Source organism: Selenomonas bovis DSM 23594 (assembly GCF_000381005.1).
GTDB lineage: Bacteria > Bacillota > Negativicutes > Selenomonadales > Selenomonadaceae > Selenomonas_C > Selenomonas_C bovis.
On record NZ_KB908416.1, the window covers coordinates 1 to 13,232 of the forward strand.

Annotated in this window: 20 protein-coding genes; 13 read left to right on the top strand and 7 right to left on the bottom strand. The window is 53.5% G+C overall.

Annotated elements, in window-relative coordinates; translation table 11 throughout:
* The first annotated feature begins 348 nt into the window (after positions 1–348).
* Positions 349–858, top strand: a complete 510-nt coding sequence (locus F599_RS14365) for a DUF6088 family protein (protein WP_277613110.1) — start codon at positions 349–351, stop codon at positions 856–858.
* Between the two features lie 31 nt (positions 859–889).
* Entirely contained in the window at positions 890–1,537 is a 648-nt protein-coding gene (locus F599_RS0111830) for a type IV toxin-antitoxin system AbiEi family antitoxin domain-containing protein (protein ID WP_051081697.1), read from the top strand.
* Positions 1,538–1,597: 60 nt separating this feature from the next.
* Here the strand turns inward: F599_RS0111830 and F599_RS0111835 are convergent, their stop codons facing one another.
* From F599_RS0111835 to F599_RS0111850, 4 genes are read right to left on the bottom strand one after another with little or no spacing between them, the layout of a single operon-like run.
* Entirely contained in the window at positions 1,598–2,098 is a 501-nt protein-coding gene (locus tag F599_RS0111835) for a hypothetical protein (protein ID WP_156022027.1), read from the bottom strand.
* Positions 2,099–2,126: 28 nt separating this feature from the next.
* Positions 2,127–2,414 (bottom strand): HigA family addiction module antitoxin, encoded by a 288-nt coding sequence (locus F599_RS0111840; RefSeq protein ID WP_019543730.1) that lies wholly within the window; start codon positions 2,412–2,414, stop codon positions 2,127–2,129.
* Between the two features lie 24 nt (positions 2,415–2,438).
* Positions 2,439–2,762: a helix-turn-helix domain-containing protein gene (locus F599_RS0111845; RefSeq protein ID WP_019543731.1), complete on the bottom strand. Its 324-nt coding sequence runs from the start codon at positions 2,760–2,762 to the stop codon at positions 2,439–2,441.
* A gap of 6 nt (positions 2,763–2,768) precedes the next feature.
* Entirely contained in the window at positions 2,769–3,122 is a 354-nt protein-coding gene (locus F599_RS0111850) for a hypothetical protein (protein WP_019543732.1), read from the bottom strand.
* A gap of 165 nt (positions 3,123–3,287) precedes the next feature.
* Between F599_RS0111850 and F599_RS14960 the strand changes: the two genes are divergently transcribed.
* Positions 3,288–3,953 carry a transglycosylase SLT domain-containing protein gene (locus F599_RS14960; RefSeq protein WP_019543733.1) on the top strand — a complete coding sequence of 222 codons (666 nt, stop codon included), beginning with the start codon at positions 3,288–3,290 and terminating at the stop codon, positions 3,951–3,953.
* 41 nt (positions 3,954–3,994) lie between these two features.
* A complete protein-coding gene (locus tag F599_RS0111860) occupies positions 3,995–4,270 on the top strand; it encodes a hypothetical protein (protein WP_156022028.1) in 276 nt (91 codons plus the stop codon).
* Positions 4,271–4,369: 99 nt separating this feature from the next.
* On the opposite strand, the gene F599_RS0111865 is transcribed toward F599_RS0111860, so the two are convergent.
* Together F599_RS0111865 and F599_RS0111870 are read right to left on the bottom strand one after the other, a co-directional pair.
* Positions 4,370–4,819: an Hsp20/alpha crystallin family protein gene (locus F599_RS0111865; protein WP_019543735.1), complete on the bottom strand. Its 450-nt coding sequence runs from the start codon at positions 4,817–4,819 to the stop codon at positions 4,370–4,372.
* A 347-nt stretch (positions 4,820–5,166) separates the two neighbouring features.
* A complete protein-coding gene (locus F599_RS0111870; RefSeq protein WP_019543736.1) occupies positions 5,167–5,964 on the bottom strand; it encodes a DAPG hydrolase family protein in 798 nt (265 codons plus the stop codon).
* A 121-nt stretch (positions 5,965–6,085) separates the two neighbouring features.
* Between F599_RS0111870 and F599_RS14965 the strand changes: the two genes are divergently transcribed.
* From F599_RS14965 to F599_RS14380, 3 genes are all read left to right on the top strand, one after another.
* On the top strand, positions 6,086–6,637 hold the full coding sequence (locus tag F599_RS14965) for a TetR/AcrR family transcriptional regulator (protein ID WP_019543737.1): 552 nt from the start codon (positions 6,086–6,088) through the stop codon (positions 6,635–6,637).
* A gap of 521 nt (positions 6,638–7,158) precedes the next feature.
* Entirely contained in the window at positions 7,159–8,112 is a 954-nt protein-coding gene (locus F599_RS0111880; RefSeq protein WP_019543738.1) for an epoxyqueuosine reductase, read from the top strand.
* 4 nt (positions 8,113–8,116) lie between these two features.
* On the top strand, positions 8,117–8,536 hold the full coding sequence (locus tag F599_RS14380; protein WP_019543739.1) for a MarR family winged helix-turn-helix transcriptional regulator: 420 nt from the start codon (positions 8,117–8,119) through the stop codon (positions 8,534–8,536).
* Between the two features lie 21 nt (positions 8,537–8,557).
* On the opposite strand, the gene F599_RS0111890 is transcribed toward F599_RS14380, so the two are convergent.
* The gene (locus F599_RS0111890) at positions 8,558–9,319 is read right to left on the bottom strand and encodes a DeoR/GlpR family DNA-binding transcription regulator (protein WP_019543740.1); all 762 of its coding nucleotides are present in this window, start codon (positions 9,317–9,319) and stop codon (positions 8,558–8,560) included.
* Positions 9,320–9,539: 220 nt separating this feature from the next.
* Between F599_RS0111890 and F599_RS0111895 the strand changes: the two genes are divergently transcribed.
* From F599_RS0111895 to F599_RS0111920, 6 genes are all read left to right on the top strand, one after another.
* Positions 9,540–9,878 (top strand): hypothetical protein, encoded by a 339-nt coding sequence (locus F599_RS0111895; protein ID WP_019543741.1) that lies wholly within the window; start codon positions 9,540–9,542, stop codon positions 9,876–9,878.
* A gap of 259 nt (positions 9,879–10,137) precedes the next feature.
* Entirely contained in the window at positions 10,138–10,569 is a 432-nt protein-coding gene (locus F599_RS0111900) for a MarR family winged helix-turn-helix transcriptional regulator (RefSeq protein ID WP_019543742.1), read from the top strand.
* 43 nt (positions 10,570–10,612) lie between these two features.
* The gene (locus F599_RS0111905; protein ID WP_211209098.1) at positions 10,613–11,029 is read left to right on the top strand and encodes a pyridoxamine 5'-phosphate oxidase family protein; all 417 of its coding nucleotides are present in this window, start codon (positions 10,613–10,615) and stop codon (positions 11,027–11,029) included.
* A gap of 21 nt (positions 11,030–11,050) precedes the next feature.
* Complete coding sequence (locus tag F599_RS0111910) at positions 11,051–11,644, top strand: nitroreductase family protein (RefSeq protein WP_019543744.1); 594 nt, start codon at positions 11,051–11,053, stop codon at positions 11,642–11,644.
* 28 nt (positions 11,645–11,672) lie between these two features.
* Positions 11,673–12,029: a cupin domain-containing protein gene (locus F599_RS0111915; RefSeq protein ID WP_019543745.1), complete on the top strand. Its 357-nt coding sequence runs from the start codon at positions 11,673–11,675 to the stop codon at positions 12,027–12,029.
* Between the two features lie 19 nt (positions 12,030–12,048).
* Positions 12,049–13,047 (top strand): NADH:flavin oxidoreductase, encoded by a 999-nt coding sequence (locus F599_RS0111920; RefSeq protein WP_019543746.1) that lies wholly within the window; start codon positions 12,049–12,051, stop codon positions 13,045–13,047.
* The last annotated feature ends 185 nt before the right edge of the window (positions 13,048–13,232 follow it).

Sequence of the window (13,232 nt, forward strand, 5' to 3'; positions counted from 1 at the left end):
GCCATCCGGCGGAACTGTGCTTCTCGTAGCCGAGAAATCCTGCCAGTTCAGCTTTGAGGACGGCATTGACGCCTTCTTCGATTTTGCTGCGAAGAAATTCATTGGCGGCAGTACCCCCCCCCCGGAGTAGAGATGTAAGAAGTTCTGTGGTAAGATAAGACATAAAGGAACCTTCTTTCTTTGTGTTTGGTTTGGTCACTTAACACTATAAAGAAAAGTGGTTCCTTTTTCTATATCCACTTTGAGTTTACACAAATGATTTTACACTATCTATCAAATATACAATTTTGTTCTTTTTATAGAAAAGTATATCATCATGAATTTATCTAATGAATAGTTTTACATGGCATTGGAACGGTTGGCAAGAGTTTGGAGCGACTGGCTGCTGCTGGAAAAATCCGTCGCGTGATGCGCGGCGTGTATGACCGGCCGCGTTATAGCGAGCTCTTGCAAGAATACGAAGCGCCCTCCCCTGTCGGCATCGCCGAGGCGTTGGCACGGAATTACCATTGGACGATCGTGCCGAGCGGGCAGATCGTCCTCAACCAGCTCGGCCTCTCCACACAAGTGCCGGCGGCCTGGACGTTCGTTAGCGATGGCCCGTACAAATCATATCAGATGGGCGGCATCACGCTCCGCTTCAAGCACAGCACCAACAAAAACATTTCGGGGATGTCGCTCAAGTCCGCGATGGTAATCCGCGCATTGAAGGAGCTCGGACAAGACGAGGTGCAGGAGGACGTCATCGCGAAACTGCGCAGCCAGCTCACGCATGACGAGAAGCAACGGTTGTATTGTGAGAGCCAGCGCGCGACGGCGTGGATGCGCCCGGTCATCAAGAAAATCTGCGAGGAGTGAAATCTTCGATTGTTTTTCATGATTTATTTTTATGCTTACTCGCGATATAATACAAAGCATAAAAATAAAATTGGAGGTGATTCGAACGTCTGCATCCGAAAGCATCTTAGCGCTGGCGGAAGAAAACTGCGGAATCCTCACAGCTTCGGAAGCGAGAGCCGCTGGGTATCATGGCGGGAGCTTAAAATATCTCGTGGAGCAAGGCCGCTTGTGCCGTGCGTCGCGCGGGGTCTATACGTTGCCGGAGGTTTGGGATGATGAGTTCGTCAACCTGCAGAGCCGGTACAAGCGTGGCGTCTTCTCCCTTGATACGGCTCTGTTCCTCTGCGACCTTACGGATCGCACGCCGCATCATTTCCACATGACGTTTCCGCAAGGCTACAATGTGACGCGACCGAAGGCCGATGGCGTTCGTTGCAACGTCGCAAGTGCGTCGATCTATCCGATGGGAATCGTCGAGCTCAAAACGCCGTCCGGCATCCGCGTCCGTTCCTATGGCGCGGAGCGGACGCTCTGTGACATCCTGCGTCCGCGCAACCATACGGACATCCAACTGGTCGCGGAGGCGTTCAAGCAATATGCAAAGCTGCCGACGAAAAACATCCTACTGCTTTCCGCGTATGCGGATCGCCTACACGTCCAAGGGAAAGTCCGCTCGTATCTGGAAGTTTTGCTGTAACGACGAAGCCCCTCATGCCTGCAAGTCAGCATGAGGGGCTTCGCTATATCCGCAATATTTTCAATTTCGTATCGCGTGGACGGAGTGGTGCTTCGCAATCGCATCCTGCAAAAAATCGCAAATGCGCGCGCGCACGGCCTCCGATTCCGCAAACTCGAACGAACGCCCGGCATAGCCGCGCAGATCATCCAGATACTCCTGCGCATCCAGCGCGACAGGCTCTGCGGCATCGTCATCGTACGTCCGCACACATTCCTCATAATCGCGCGTGAACCCGCGCCACGGCGCTGCGCATGGAGGATTCAAGATGTCAGAAAGATACCCTTCCCAGATATGCAGCGATGCGCTATCCTCACATTCCAACACGTATTCCGGATCTCCTTCGTAGCCGTCATAAAATTCCGTGTCATGAAGTGCTTCCCATTCTTTGCGAAACGCCTCATCCTTCATTTGTTCGCCTAGATATTTTTCGAAATCGTCCATTTCGATTACGCCTCGCATTGTATGGTGTACATAAAACGACAAATTTCGCAAAAAAGTGTAAAAATATGTCAGCCGCACGGCAACGGCAGTCGTCCATCAACCCTTGTCATTGTATGGATTCTACGAGTTTTTCTTGATGGGCGCGCTGGAGGTCTTCACGGTAGCCGGCCTCTAGGCCGTTCCAGAAGCTTGTCGGTGCTCCAAGCACAGTTTCGAGACGTAGAGCCGTTTTCGGCGTGATCGCAGTTTCTCCATCAATCAGCTTGCAGATATGCTTCTCCGTGCAGTTCATACAATCTGCAAATTCTTTCTGCGTCATACCCTTGTCTTCGAGCATTTCCCTGATCGTTTCTCCCGGCGGGATGGCAATCGTATCGACTCCGATTTCCACCATGCGTTACACCTCCGATGCTGCCAATCACTGCAATGCGAATGATGTCGTGACCGTGACATTGTGGTTGTCCAATAGCTCCAGCAAGCGGCGTGATGGCCCGTTCGGCTTGTTTCTGCCAGATTCCCATGCTTCGACGGTTTTCTTGCTCACGCAGAGAAATTTCGCAAGCAGCGATTGCGTCAAATGGTTTCGTGCGCGGATGTCTTTGACATCCTCCGCAGAGAACTCTTTCGCTGGCTCCAATTCGATGCGGAACGTATCATGCGCGAGATTTTTTCCTCCTGTCGTTTCGTAGTCATCGATGAGTTCTTGCAAAGAGCCTGCAATCATATCATACGTCTTGCTCATACGGGGTCACTCCTTTGCTCTGTTCATGGATTTTTCCAGACGGTCGATGAATTGCTTGATGCTGTTCCGCTCGGCCTTGCTCAGATTTTCCATTTCATTCTTGGCGAAGACCATGACGAGAAACGTTTTGCCGTGAATCTCGAAATCGACATAGCAGACACGCGCACAATGCGACTTTCCACGGTTTCCGTAGGAGAACCGCATCTTTCGTAAGCGTCCGGTGCCTTGCATAACAGGGCCGAGCTTAGGATTTTCCAGCAGCATATTTTCGAGATCGCGCAAATCTTCATCCGTCAAACCGAGATCGCTCCATTGAGCATCAAATTTCTTGCCATGGATGAACTCGCGTGATGTCACCATAAAAAATCCCCTTCTTTTTGTATAGTAGTATTATACCCTATTGAATAGGATGAAGTCAATTAACATCGTCAAAACTTGAAAATATAGACTATTGTTTTTCCATAGCGCATCGTTTACGATAGACGATGTGATAGTTTACATACATCTTTTTGAAGGGGACGATAAATGGGAAGTAGAACATTTTTCGCGGCAGCCGTCTTGGCGGGCTGGCTCGTTTCATCGACTGGCTACGCACAAGAACTGCCGGACGACACGCGCTTTGACAGCATGTATGGTGCTGTCGAACTGGCGCAGGAGGAAGACGGCGGAGATTTGATTTTCACAGAACCCGCTGTCGATGGGGGATCACAGGAGGCGCTGCCATCTGCTGCGATATGCGGATATATTGGCGATGTCAGCGGCCTCGGTGATGCGTATGGAGCGACGGTCGCGGCGCACGTTTTTGCGAATTGTGCGCGCTACGATGTCGATCCCGTTTTGGCTTTGAGTTTGTTCCAGCAGGAGAGCCAATTTCGGATGGACGCCTGTTCGCCCGCGGGTGCAATCGGTCTCACACAGTTGATGCCGGACACCGCAGCGGGGCTTGGCGGAGACCCGATGGAGCTCGAAGACAACATCCGCTGCGGCGTCGAATACCTCAGCGGACAGCTTGCTCGTTTTTCAGATGCCGGAGACCTCCAAGCGACGTATGCCGTTGCGGCCTACAACGCAGGCCCGCAGCGGGTGTTGGACTACGGCGACGTTCCGCCATATAGGGAAACGCGGAATCACGTCAACGCCGTAGCAGAGAACTATCGGACGATTTACGCCATCTTGCAGAATGAGGCGTGACACACACAGAAAGAGAAAGAATGCAACAGGGGGTAGCACTTTTGAAGGAACTCCGAGACAACATGATCGGCTTCGCCGACCAGTGCATCGAAAAGATTTCCGTTGATGTCGCGAAACACCACACGGAAACAGAGAAAATGTTGGAGGACGTCAGCAAGCTCATGGAGGAACACGGGATGCTCGACGAGTACAATCGCTTGTACAGCAAGCTGATGTTGTACTTCCAGCACTTCGGGAGAAACTGCTATATGCAGGGCTTCCGCGACCACGCCGAAATCAAAAAGATCCACGATCTGGGAGTAGATGCGCCCATGTGACGCACCACACGACAACAAGCCGGGGGCAGCACCCAATGGATGCTGCCCCCGGCTTGTTTGGTCCCGTGATCGGTTGCAGGACTGATGACGCGGTCGCGATCAGGCGGCGCCGTTGATCGCGATCGTATGGCTCGCATCTTCTGCCTTTTCCGTCTTCGGCAGATGGACGCTCAGGACGCCGTCTTTGTAATCGGCCGTCGCCTGACCTTCATCGATGTTGTCGATGTAGAACGAACGGCTCATGCTGCTCTGGCTGCGCTCGCGGCGGACGTAGTTGCCCTTTTCATCCTTCTCATCTTTCGACTGCTCGTTCTTCGTGGCGATCGTCAGGTAGTTGTTCTCGTAGGTCAGGGAGATATCTTCCTTCTTGAGCCCCGGCAGCTCCGCCGTGAGGTCGTAGCTCTCGCCGTTGTCTTTGACATCGACCTTGAAGTCGGGCATATGGAAGCTCTGCATGAACGGTTCGTCAAAGACATTCATCAGGCGATCGAACACGTTTTCGTCCTTCGAGAGTTCACTCTTCGATGCAAATGGAATCAAACCAAACATGATCAAAATCCCCTTTCAATGTCTCGCCAGTGCTCGCGCGCTGGTTGGTATCTGTTGGTGGCGTCAAGCGGGAGGATGCTTCGGAATCCAAGCGCTTGCGCGGCGTCCCGGTTCCTTTCCTTGTCCCCTTTCCCTCTTGACATCTATAGGATAACTCATAAAAGTCAAAAAGTCAATAGGTCAAATAATTTTTTTGACTTTTATAAGCGTGTCGTTACTTGCAGAAGTAACCGCGCATCACTCGCAAGGTGTCATCACGAAGGCGCTCGACTACGGCATCGACGTCACAGAGTTCGTCCGAAGAGAGAACCATACGAACGCGAAGCACGTCGCCGCCAAAATGGTGGTTACAGATTCCCGCGCTGCTCGGCATAGACTTCTGGCAGGACGGCGGCCATGTTCGTCATTTCCCGGATGCTGTGGCTGTAAAGGAGCTTCGCGATCTGGACGGCGGGAGCAGGCAGGCGGCTTTGGTCGGTCTTGCGGATCGTGTATGCAGCGTCGCAGCCATAGCCGACCCAGAAATAGGAATCGACCATCAAGCCGCCGTCGCACGCATAGAACTTATGCGAGAGGACGCAAGGACCTCCGCCACCGCAGACGATGCTCTGGCATTTGTCCGTTCCGACGAGGGAAGTGTCATAGCCGAACTGCGCGGGGCTCATGAAATGGATGTCCGAGGCGAGCAGCTGGCCGCCCCCGATGTCTTCCAGCACGGTGTTGGTCGTGCCCCAGAGGCGCTCGTTCATCGGGATACGGTCGTCCGTCAGGCGTGCGATGTCGTGCGACCGCGTGAAGAAGTGGTCTTCGGGATCCCAGATTTTGAAGCGCAGGTCGCTGCCCACGCCGCACCAAGGAATCCACCAGTCCATCATTTCGACCGTGCCGCCGGGTACGAACGTGTGATTTGCCGCGAAGGCTGTCCCGTCAGAGTTTTCGCCATAGCCTGCATGGGCATCGTCGCCATTTTCAATGAGGAAGCGATCCTTTTCCGCGAACGGGATGCCGGCCTCCGGCCCGAGTGGCGCACCGTTGGCGATGTCAAGTTTTTCCTGCGGGATGGGGGCGAGGCCGCGCGCGAAAAATTTGTAATACGAGAGCTCGCGCTCTTCCTTGCAGACGGCGACATTCTTGTTCGTGCTCATGATGATTCCTCCTGTGGTTTCTTGTCATCATCCGACATCTGTTGTATGATTTCAGTATAGTGTCAGATGCGGCGGTCATCAACCAACAATCCTGCTGGAAGTGTCGGAAAGAGGGATGCGCATGAACAAGAATCCCGTGCAGACGGAGGCAACGAAGCGGGCGTTTGCTGATGCCCTTTGCCAGCTGGCAGAGAAAAAGCCCGCCACGCGGATTTCCGTCAAGGAGATCGTCGAACGGGCGGGCTACAACCGCAGCACGTTTTACCAATATTTTCACGATGCTTACGACCTGTTGGAGTACGTCGCTGCCATTGTTCTCAGGGATATCAAAGCAAACATCGCGGAAAATGTCCAAGAACAGCAGGCAGGGGACACGTTCATTCGTGCATTCACGGCGTTTCATGCAACAGACGCCCACTATTTTGATACGCTGTTCCAGCCGGAGGCGCAGCCCTTCTTCCTGCGCTGCGCCAAGCGGGAGCTAGCTCCGCTCCTCATAGAAAAATTTGGCTTGCCGGAACACGAGCCACAGACAATGTATCGACTGGAAACCCAGATGGCGGTCGTTGTTTCTCTGCTCGGCCTATGGATTTCTCGTGGGCGCGACCTGCCTGCTGCAGAACTTGCGGACTGGATGAGCAGGATCTCCCAGGCCGTCTTGCGCACATCATGACATGGTGCATGAATATGATGATGGATTTCCGTGCCGCTTCCAGAAGCAGTGAATTTGTGAATGGTTCGCTTATTATGGACACATCCGTCTGATTTGTGCTAAGATGAACGGATAGGAGAGCAACGAAAATTTGTTCGGATGCAGCACCGCAGGAGGATGAGCACTTCTGCGGTGCTGCTATTTTTTCGGGAAAAATTCAAAAAACACTATTGATAATCATTTTCAAGTATGGCATATTGTACTTGGCTTTCGTTGAGGGGTGCGAGGATGCACCTCGTAAAGCTCTCCTACTAATACACAGCAAGAAGACCTCGTGCACCGCTCATGCACGAGGTCTTCTTGTCGTTACAGGATGATCTGAAATTCCGGAAGAAAAACACTCTCAAAAAGAATTGACAGGAATCGTGGATGTTGATATAGTGTATATGCAACAAAAACGGGACGGCTTTGAGCCGTCCCGTAGTAAAATCACATAATGATGTATATACACTAAATAATTTTGCAGGAAAGGAAACATTCGCATGGCTACTTTGACAGGTAAACAAATTCAAGAGGCGGCGCTGGCATGCGGTTTTGATGGCTGCGGCGTCATCCCGTTGTCGGACCTCGCGGGCTACGAGGACCGCATCGCCGAGCGCGAGGAAAAGATTCCGATGAGCGCGATGGTCTATGACCATCTGAAACGGTTCGCCCATCCGGAGCAGGAACATCCTTGGGCGAAAGCGGCCGTCGTCATGATTACATGGGTCGGGAAGTATAAATTCCCGGACGCTTTGAAAGGGCGTTATGCCAAGGAGTTCCTGCTTTCGCCAGAAACGCTGCCAGAGAGCAACCGCGGGAAAAGGCGCTTTGAGGACTGGATGACGGAGCAGGGCATCCGCTGGGCCGGTGGCGCGCAGGATGCAGGGAGCGTGATCCCCTTGCGCTATGCAGCAGTGCAGGCGGGGCTCGGGATTTTCCGCCAGAACAATTTCTTTTACGGCCCGAAAGGCTCGTGGTATGAGATCGACGGTTATATCATCAATCAGGATGTCATTTACAAAGAAAAAAGCGAGCTGAAGCCTTGCTCGCCGAAATGCATGATCTGCCGAAAAGCTTGCCCGACGGGCGCGCTCTGCGATGTCTATACCATGAATCCGCTGCACTGCGTGTCGTTCATGAACACGTTCGGCGACGGACATCCCGTCCCGCCGACGACGCTCGCGCAGGCGGGCGAATGGATTTGCGGCTGCGATGCCTGCCAGGACGCCTGCCCGCACAACCGGCGGCATGATTGGTCGGAGGGCGAGGATTTCCCCGGCCTCGATAACATTACGGAGCTATTGAACCCAGAACAGCTCCTCACGGCTTCGGACGAAGAACTGCGCGAAAAGATCATCCCGAAAACGGCAAACCACCTGCGGGATGACCAGACCGACCTGCTTCGCCGCATGGCAAGGAACTGCTTGGAGCAGCAGGAAAAGGAGATGGCGTGACACGATGTGGCAGGAAAAAGATTGTTTCTGCCTGCGGCTCAAACGCGCTGCGGAAGAATTGATGAAGACGTATCAAGAAGCCTTGGCGCCGAGCGGCGTGACCCCCGTGCAGCACATCATCTTGGGGCGAATCCATGATTGCAAAGGAGCGTCCTTGTGCGAGGTTGCGGAGGCCGTTGGCGTCGAGCGTTCCACGTTGGCTCGGACGATCAAGCCCCTCGTCAAAGAAGGATACGTGGCGGATGTCAAGCCGGCACGAGCCCGCAACAGCAGGCTCGTGCTGACGGAAAAAGGCGAAGAAGTTTTCCAAGAAGCGCATCGGCTGTGGGTGCAGGAGCAGGACAAGGTGGCATCCGAACTGGGACCGGTAGGAGAAAAAACATTTTCGGATTTCCTGCAGATGATGGGACGTGTATCTGCTTAAGAAAAATATGTGCTGTTCGGTTCATACTTGGACGACCTCGAGGCCGAGGCGTTGCGCTTTGCGCACAAATTCGACATCAGCCTCCTTGTCCGTCACGATCTTGTCCATGGCCGTGATGGGGCAGAGCTGGGCGAAGGAGGGGCGGTCGATCTTCGCGTGGTCTGTGACGAGAATTTTCGTGTAGCTGCGTTCGAGCAGCGCGTTTTTGACGGCGACATCCTCTAGGTCGGGGAGCATGATGCCGTCTTCGATGCTGACGCCATGCGTGCCGAAGAAGCAGAGGTCGATGCGGAAGCGCAGAATCTGCTGGCGCGTCATTTCGCCGAAGAAGCCGAATTTCTCGTCGTTGTAGATGCCGGAGAGCGAGAAGAGCTGGATGCCCTTTGCGTGGGACAGGATGTTCATGATGGGGAGCGAGTGCGTCATGACCGCAATGTTCTGGCGGCTGGCGAGCGCTTCTGCGATCTGGATGTTCGTCGAGCCGGCGTCGAGATAGACGGCGTTGCCCTCGCGGACGAGGCCGGCGCAGTAGTTCGCGATGTCGCTTTTCTGTGCGTCCATGTCATGCGCGCGGGCGCGGACGGACGGGAGGGAGATCGTGCCCTCGTTGTAGACGGCGCCGCCGTGGATGCGCGTGATGATGTGTTCATCCTCGAGCTGCCGGAGGTCGCGGCGGATCGTCATGCCGGACGACTGCGTGAGCGCGATGAGCTCCGGCACCATGACGCGCTTCTGTTGCCGGAGCGTTTCGAGGATGAGCTGCTTCCGTTCGCGTGTTTTCATGGGCTGCCTCCTGAAATTTGTTCATTTCGTGATTAGTGTTCACTTCTACCAGTTATAATAACCAAATCACGTGAATTTCTCCTGATTTTTGAGCAAAACAAACAAATTTTGCTTGTGCCAATCGCGCCTTCGTCGTATGATAAGGCCAACAAAGAGATGAGGCAGCCGCGGAGCCCATCCGATCCGAGAAACGAAATGGAAAAATCAGGAGGAACTCAAAATGAAAATGATGCTCGTATCGAATGATGATTTCGCCGTGTTCACGAAGAACAGCCTGCTGTGCTGCAGCATGGCCGAGGCTGTGGACCGCGTCTGCTTCACCGACCCCGATTACAAGGCAGGGACGCGCGAGCTCGCCGCCAAGCTCTTCAATGCGCTGACGGAAAACGCCGAGGAGCGCTTCCTCATCGTGGCCGACCGCTTCGGCAGCACGGCCTACAATGAAACGGCCCTGCTCCTCGCCTGTGCCGGTCTCACGGAGCGCGCGCATCTCGTGACGGCGGATGCCATGATGCCGATGCCGGTGGCTGATACGGAATCGCTTGCGTATGCGGCATGACCGATGAAAAACGAAATATGGGTGCATCCAACAAGAGAAACTATGTGGACGCGGCCGCTGAAAAAGCACGGCTTTTGACAGCTGAAGTTATTCAATGGAAAAGAAAGGACGATATTCGAGCCAATCGGTTTGAACATCGTCCTTTTTGCTTGTGACAGGCATATACCAATGAAAATTCCCGTTGCGTGTCTCAAGGGGATTGACAAGGAGGTGTGTCTGCGCTATGATATGCATATACAAATGAGAAGGGAGTGTAGTGATGGAAGCCAATGAGACGACGCTCCGCAGATGTCTCTTTTTTACCGCCAACCGCCTGTCGAATGTTCTTCGGCGTATCGTCAACGAGGAATATGCAGACACAGGGATCTCTGCGCCGCATATTTATATTCTGATTGTGGTGAACCAATATCCGGGCATTACGATTTCGGAACTGAGTGAGAAAATGGATATCGCCCCCTCCACCTGCACCCGTTTTGTGAATGCCTTAGTGAAACAGGGCATGGTAAAAAAAGAGCAGGAATGGAAAACCGTTCATGTGAGCCTTACCGACCTGGGCAGGGAAAAGACCAAGAGAATTGACGAGTGCCTCATGCGACTCCACGAACGCTGTGCGGCAGTCATCGGCGAGGAAGCGTACCGGCGTTTGGCGGCGGCCATGTGGCAAGCGGCGGATAAGCTCGATGATGCATAAGATTTTTGATTTTCATGTGTATATACAGGCTAAGGAGGACAAGATGATGACCAAAGAGGAATTTATGAAGCATTTGCCCGTCGACGCTTACGGCATTATGGCAACGGTGCGTGATGACGGAATGCCGGAGGCTCGGTGCATCGAATTCCAGTTCGAGGAGAATGGGAAGTTTTATTTCGCCACGGCCAGCGACAAAGAGATCTACAGCCAGCTTGTCCATCACCCGCAAACGGCGTACACCTACATGGAGCCGAGCGGCAAGACCACGGCGCGGATCACCGGCATCATGAAGTTTGTGGAGGACGAGGCGGAACGAAAACGCATCTGGGACAGGCTCGACAACATCGTCCACAAGATTCATAAGACGGTGGACAGCCCCACCCTCGTGCTGATGTATATGGACGAGTGCACCTGCAAACTGGCCTACGGCCTGGGCAAGCCCCGGCTGGTTGATATGTAAAGAGGTGGAAGCGAAATCACCATGGATGTTTATGAAGCCATCAAAACGCGCCGTTCTACCCGCAAATTCAAAAAAGAGCCAGTTGCCCGCGATGCTTTGGAAAAGATTGTAGAGGCGGGGCGCCTGGCGCCCTGCGGCGGTAACAGCCAAAGCACGCGCTTTATCCTCATTCAAAACGGGGAGGCGCTGCGGGAGATTGCCGAACTTGCCTGCAACGCATTTGCCCGGATGGAAATCACGGACAATATGTATAAATCCATGTTGTCGATCGTCAAGGCCTGTAAGAAGGGATTTTTCGCCTTCCACTACGATGCGCCCGTTCTCATCGTACTGGCTAATAAAATCGGATACGGCAACGCTATGGCCGATTCCGTTTGCGCCGCCATGAACATGATGCTGGAAGCAAACGAGCTTGACCTGGGCAGTTGCTATATCAATTCCCTCCACTGGCTGACGGAGGAACCGACCGTCAGAGAATATCTGACGAAACTCGGTCTTGGGGAAGATGAAACGGTTTGCGCCTCGGTTGTGTTGGGAACAGCTGACACGACGGACGGACTGCCCAACCGCAACCAGCGCAAAATCACCGGCAATCCCGTGAACTACATGGATTGACAGACCATGAAACAGGAGGAGTTTTATCGTGGAGAATTATAGCAAGACGAACGTCGCCGCAGGCGGGAGCAGGATGGAGCTGCATGATGTTTTGGGGCTTACAGGTGCGGAAATCAGCATCAACACCCTTCCTGCCGGAGAAAAAGTACCGTTTGTCCACTATCACAAGCAGAACGAGGAAATCTACGCCGTATTGACCGGGAAGGGGACAGCCGTAGTCGATGGAGACGAACTGCCGCTTACAGCCGGAGACTGGCTTCGCATCGCGCCATCTGCAAAACGACAATTTTTCGCAGCGGCAGACAGTGATTTGACCTATGTCTGCATTCAGGTAAAAGCTGGATCGCTCGAAGGATATACGGCGACGGACGGTGTGCCGGCTTAACATCAGGAAGGAGCAGGAGATGCTAAAAGAAAAGATGGAACTCGGGAGAGTGACCCTGAAAAACCGCTTGGTTATGGCACCGGTGGATTTGGAGAAATCAGACCACGGCACCGTGACAGACGAGCAGCTTTCCTATTATGAAGAACGTACAAGGGGAGGATGTTTCGGGCTTGTTGTCATCGAACACAGCTTTGTAAAGCCCAACGGACGCGCCACCGAACATCAGCTTTCCGTCGCCAAAGACGAGAATATTGCAGGACTTGCCAAATTGGCCGAGGTCATTCATAAGAGTGGCTCCAAAACGGTCATGCAGCTTTCTCATGCGGGATCAGCAATCAAGAAGGCGCAGGTGGCAGAGGAAGGCATTAGTCCCGGCGGGCTTGCCAGTCCCGCCTTGGCCTCGGACAGAACGCTTCAACGGACACATGCCATGACGCACGCGGAGATTGGTGATCTGGTGGAGCATTTTGCCCTTGCGGCTGAACGCGCGAAACGGGCAGGTTTTGACGGCGTGGAAATTCACAGCGCACACGGTTACCTGCTCAATCAGTTTTACTCGCCGCTCACGAACAAGCGGACGGACGCTTACGGAGAAACCATCGTAGGACGATTGAAAATCCATCAAGAGATCATCACCGCCGTAAGAGATGTAATCGGCGAGGATATGATTTTGGGCCTGCGGCTTGGAGCTGCGGACTACATGGAAGGCGGAAACACCATAGCGGACGGGGTCGCCGCCGCAAAAAATCTCGCCGGAGCGGGGCTGCAATACATCAGCGTTTCCGGCGGTCTGTGCGGATCAAGGCCAAAGGATAAAACAGGCGCGGGCTATTTCGGCGATGCCTCCGAGGCAATCAAGAAAGCCGTAGATACCCCGATCATTCTCACTGGCGGAGTGCAAACATCAAAAGATGCCGAAATGCTCCTGCGGGAGAAAAAAGCAGATATGATCGGGGTTGCCAGAGCGATTGTTGCCGATCCTGATTGGGCAAGGAAAGCATTGGCAGAATTGTGCTGATTTATTTGAAATATTATGATGGAAGCCGAACTTGTGAAACACGAGGAGGCAAAATCATCGCCATGGGGCTGTCTCACGAAAGCATTTTCGTGCGGATAGCCCCGTTTTCTTTGACCTCAATCACGGTCATCTGACACTGGCGATAATCATGGCATAAAAAACAGTACAAGAAACAGGCGGTCACC

What these genes read in the sequence shown, in the direction of transcription:
- F599_RS0111890 (WP_019543740.1), bottom strand. Translation starts at nt 9,319, where the DNA reads ATGAAAACACGCGAACGGAAGCAGCTCATCCTCGAAACGCTCCGGCAA.
- F599_RS0111910 (WP_019543744.1), top strand. Translation starts at nt 11,051, where the DNA reads ATGGATGTTTATGAAGCCATCAAAACGCGCCGTTCTACCCGCAAATTC.
- F599_RS0111830 (WP_051081697.1), top strand. Translation starts at nt 890, where the DNA reads ATGCTTACTCGCGATATAATACAAAGCATAAAAATAAAATTGGAGGTG.
- F599_RS0111900 (WP_019543742.1), top strand. Translation starts at nt 10,138, where the DNA reads ATGGAAGCCAATGAGACGACGCTCCGCAGATGTCTCTTTTTTACCGCC.
- F599_RS0111920 (WP_019543746.1), top strand. Translation starts at nt 12,049, where the DNA reads ATGCTAAAAGAAAAGATGGAACTCGGGAGAGTGACCCTGAAAAACCGC.
- F599_RS14960 (WP_019543733.1), top strand. Translation starts at nt 3,288, where the DNA reads ATGGGAAGTAGAACATTTTTCGCGGCAGCCGTCTTGGCGGGCTGGCTC.
- F599_RS0111870 (WP_019543736.1), bottom strand. Translation starts at nt 5,964, where the DNA reads ATGAGCACGAACAAGAATGTCGCCGTCTGCAAGGAAGAGCGCGAGCTC.
- F599_RS14965 (WP_019543737.1), top strand. Translation starts at nt 6,086, where the DNA reads ATGAACAAGAATCCCGTGCAGACGGAGGCAACGAAGCGGGCGTTTGCT.
- F599_RS0111895 (WP_019543741.1), top strand. Translation starts at nt 9,540, where the DNA reads ATGAAAATGATGCTCGTATCGAATGATGATTTCGCCGTGTTCACGAAG.
- F599_RS0111845 (WP_019543731.1), bottom strand. Translation starts at nt 2,762, where the DNA reads ATGAGCAAGACGTATGATATGATTGCAGGCTCTTTGCAAGAACTCATC.
- F599_RS14380 (WP_019543739.1), top strand. Translation starts at nt 8,117, where the DNA reads ATGTGGCAGGAAAAAGATTGTTTCTGCCTGCGGCTCAAACGCGCTGCG.
- F599_RS0111850 (WP_019543732.1), bottom strand. Translation starts at nt 3,122, where the DNA reads ATGGTGACATCACGCGAGTTCATCCATGGCAAGAAATTTGATGCTCAA.
- F599_RS0111865 (WP_019543735.1), bottom strand. Translation starts at nt 4,819, where the DNA reads ATGTTTGGTTTGATTCCATTTGCATCGAAGAGTGAACTCTCGAAGGAC.
- F599_RS0111880 (WP_019543738.1), top strand. Translation starts at nt 7,159, where the DNA reads ATGGCTACTTTGACAGGTAAACAAATTCAAGAGGCGGCGCTGGCATGC.
- F599_RS0111905 (WP_211209098.1), top strand. Translation starts at nt 10,613, where the DNA reads ATGATGACCAAAGAGGAATTTATGAAGCATTTGCCCGTCGACGCTTAC.
- F599_RS0111840 (WP_019543730.1), bottom strand. Translation starts at nt 2,414, where the DNA reads ATGGTGGAAATCGGAGTCGATACGATTGCCATCCCGCCGGGAGAAACG.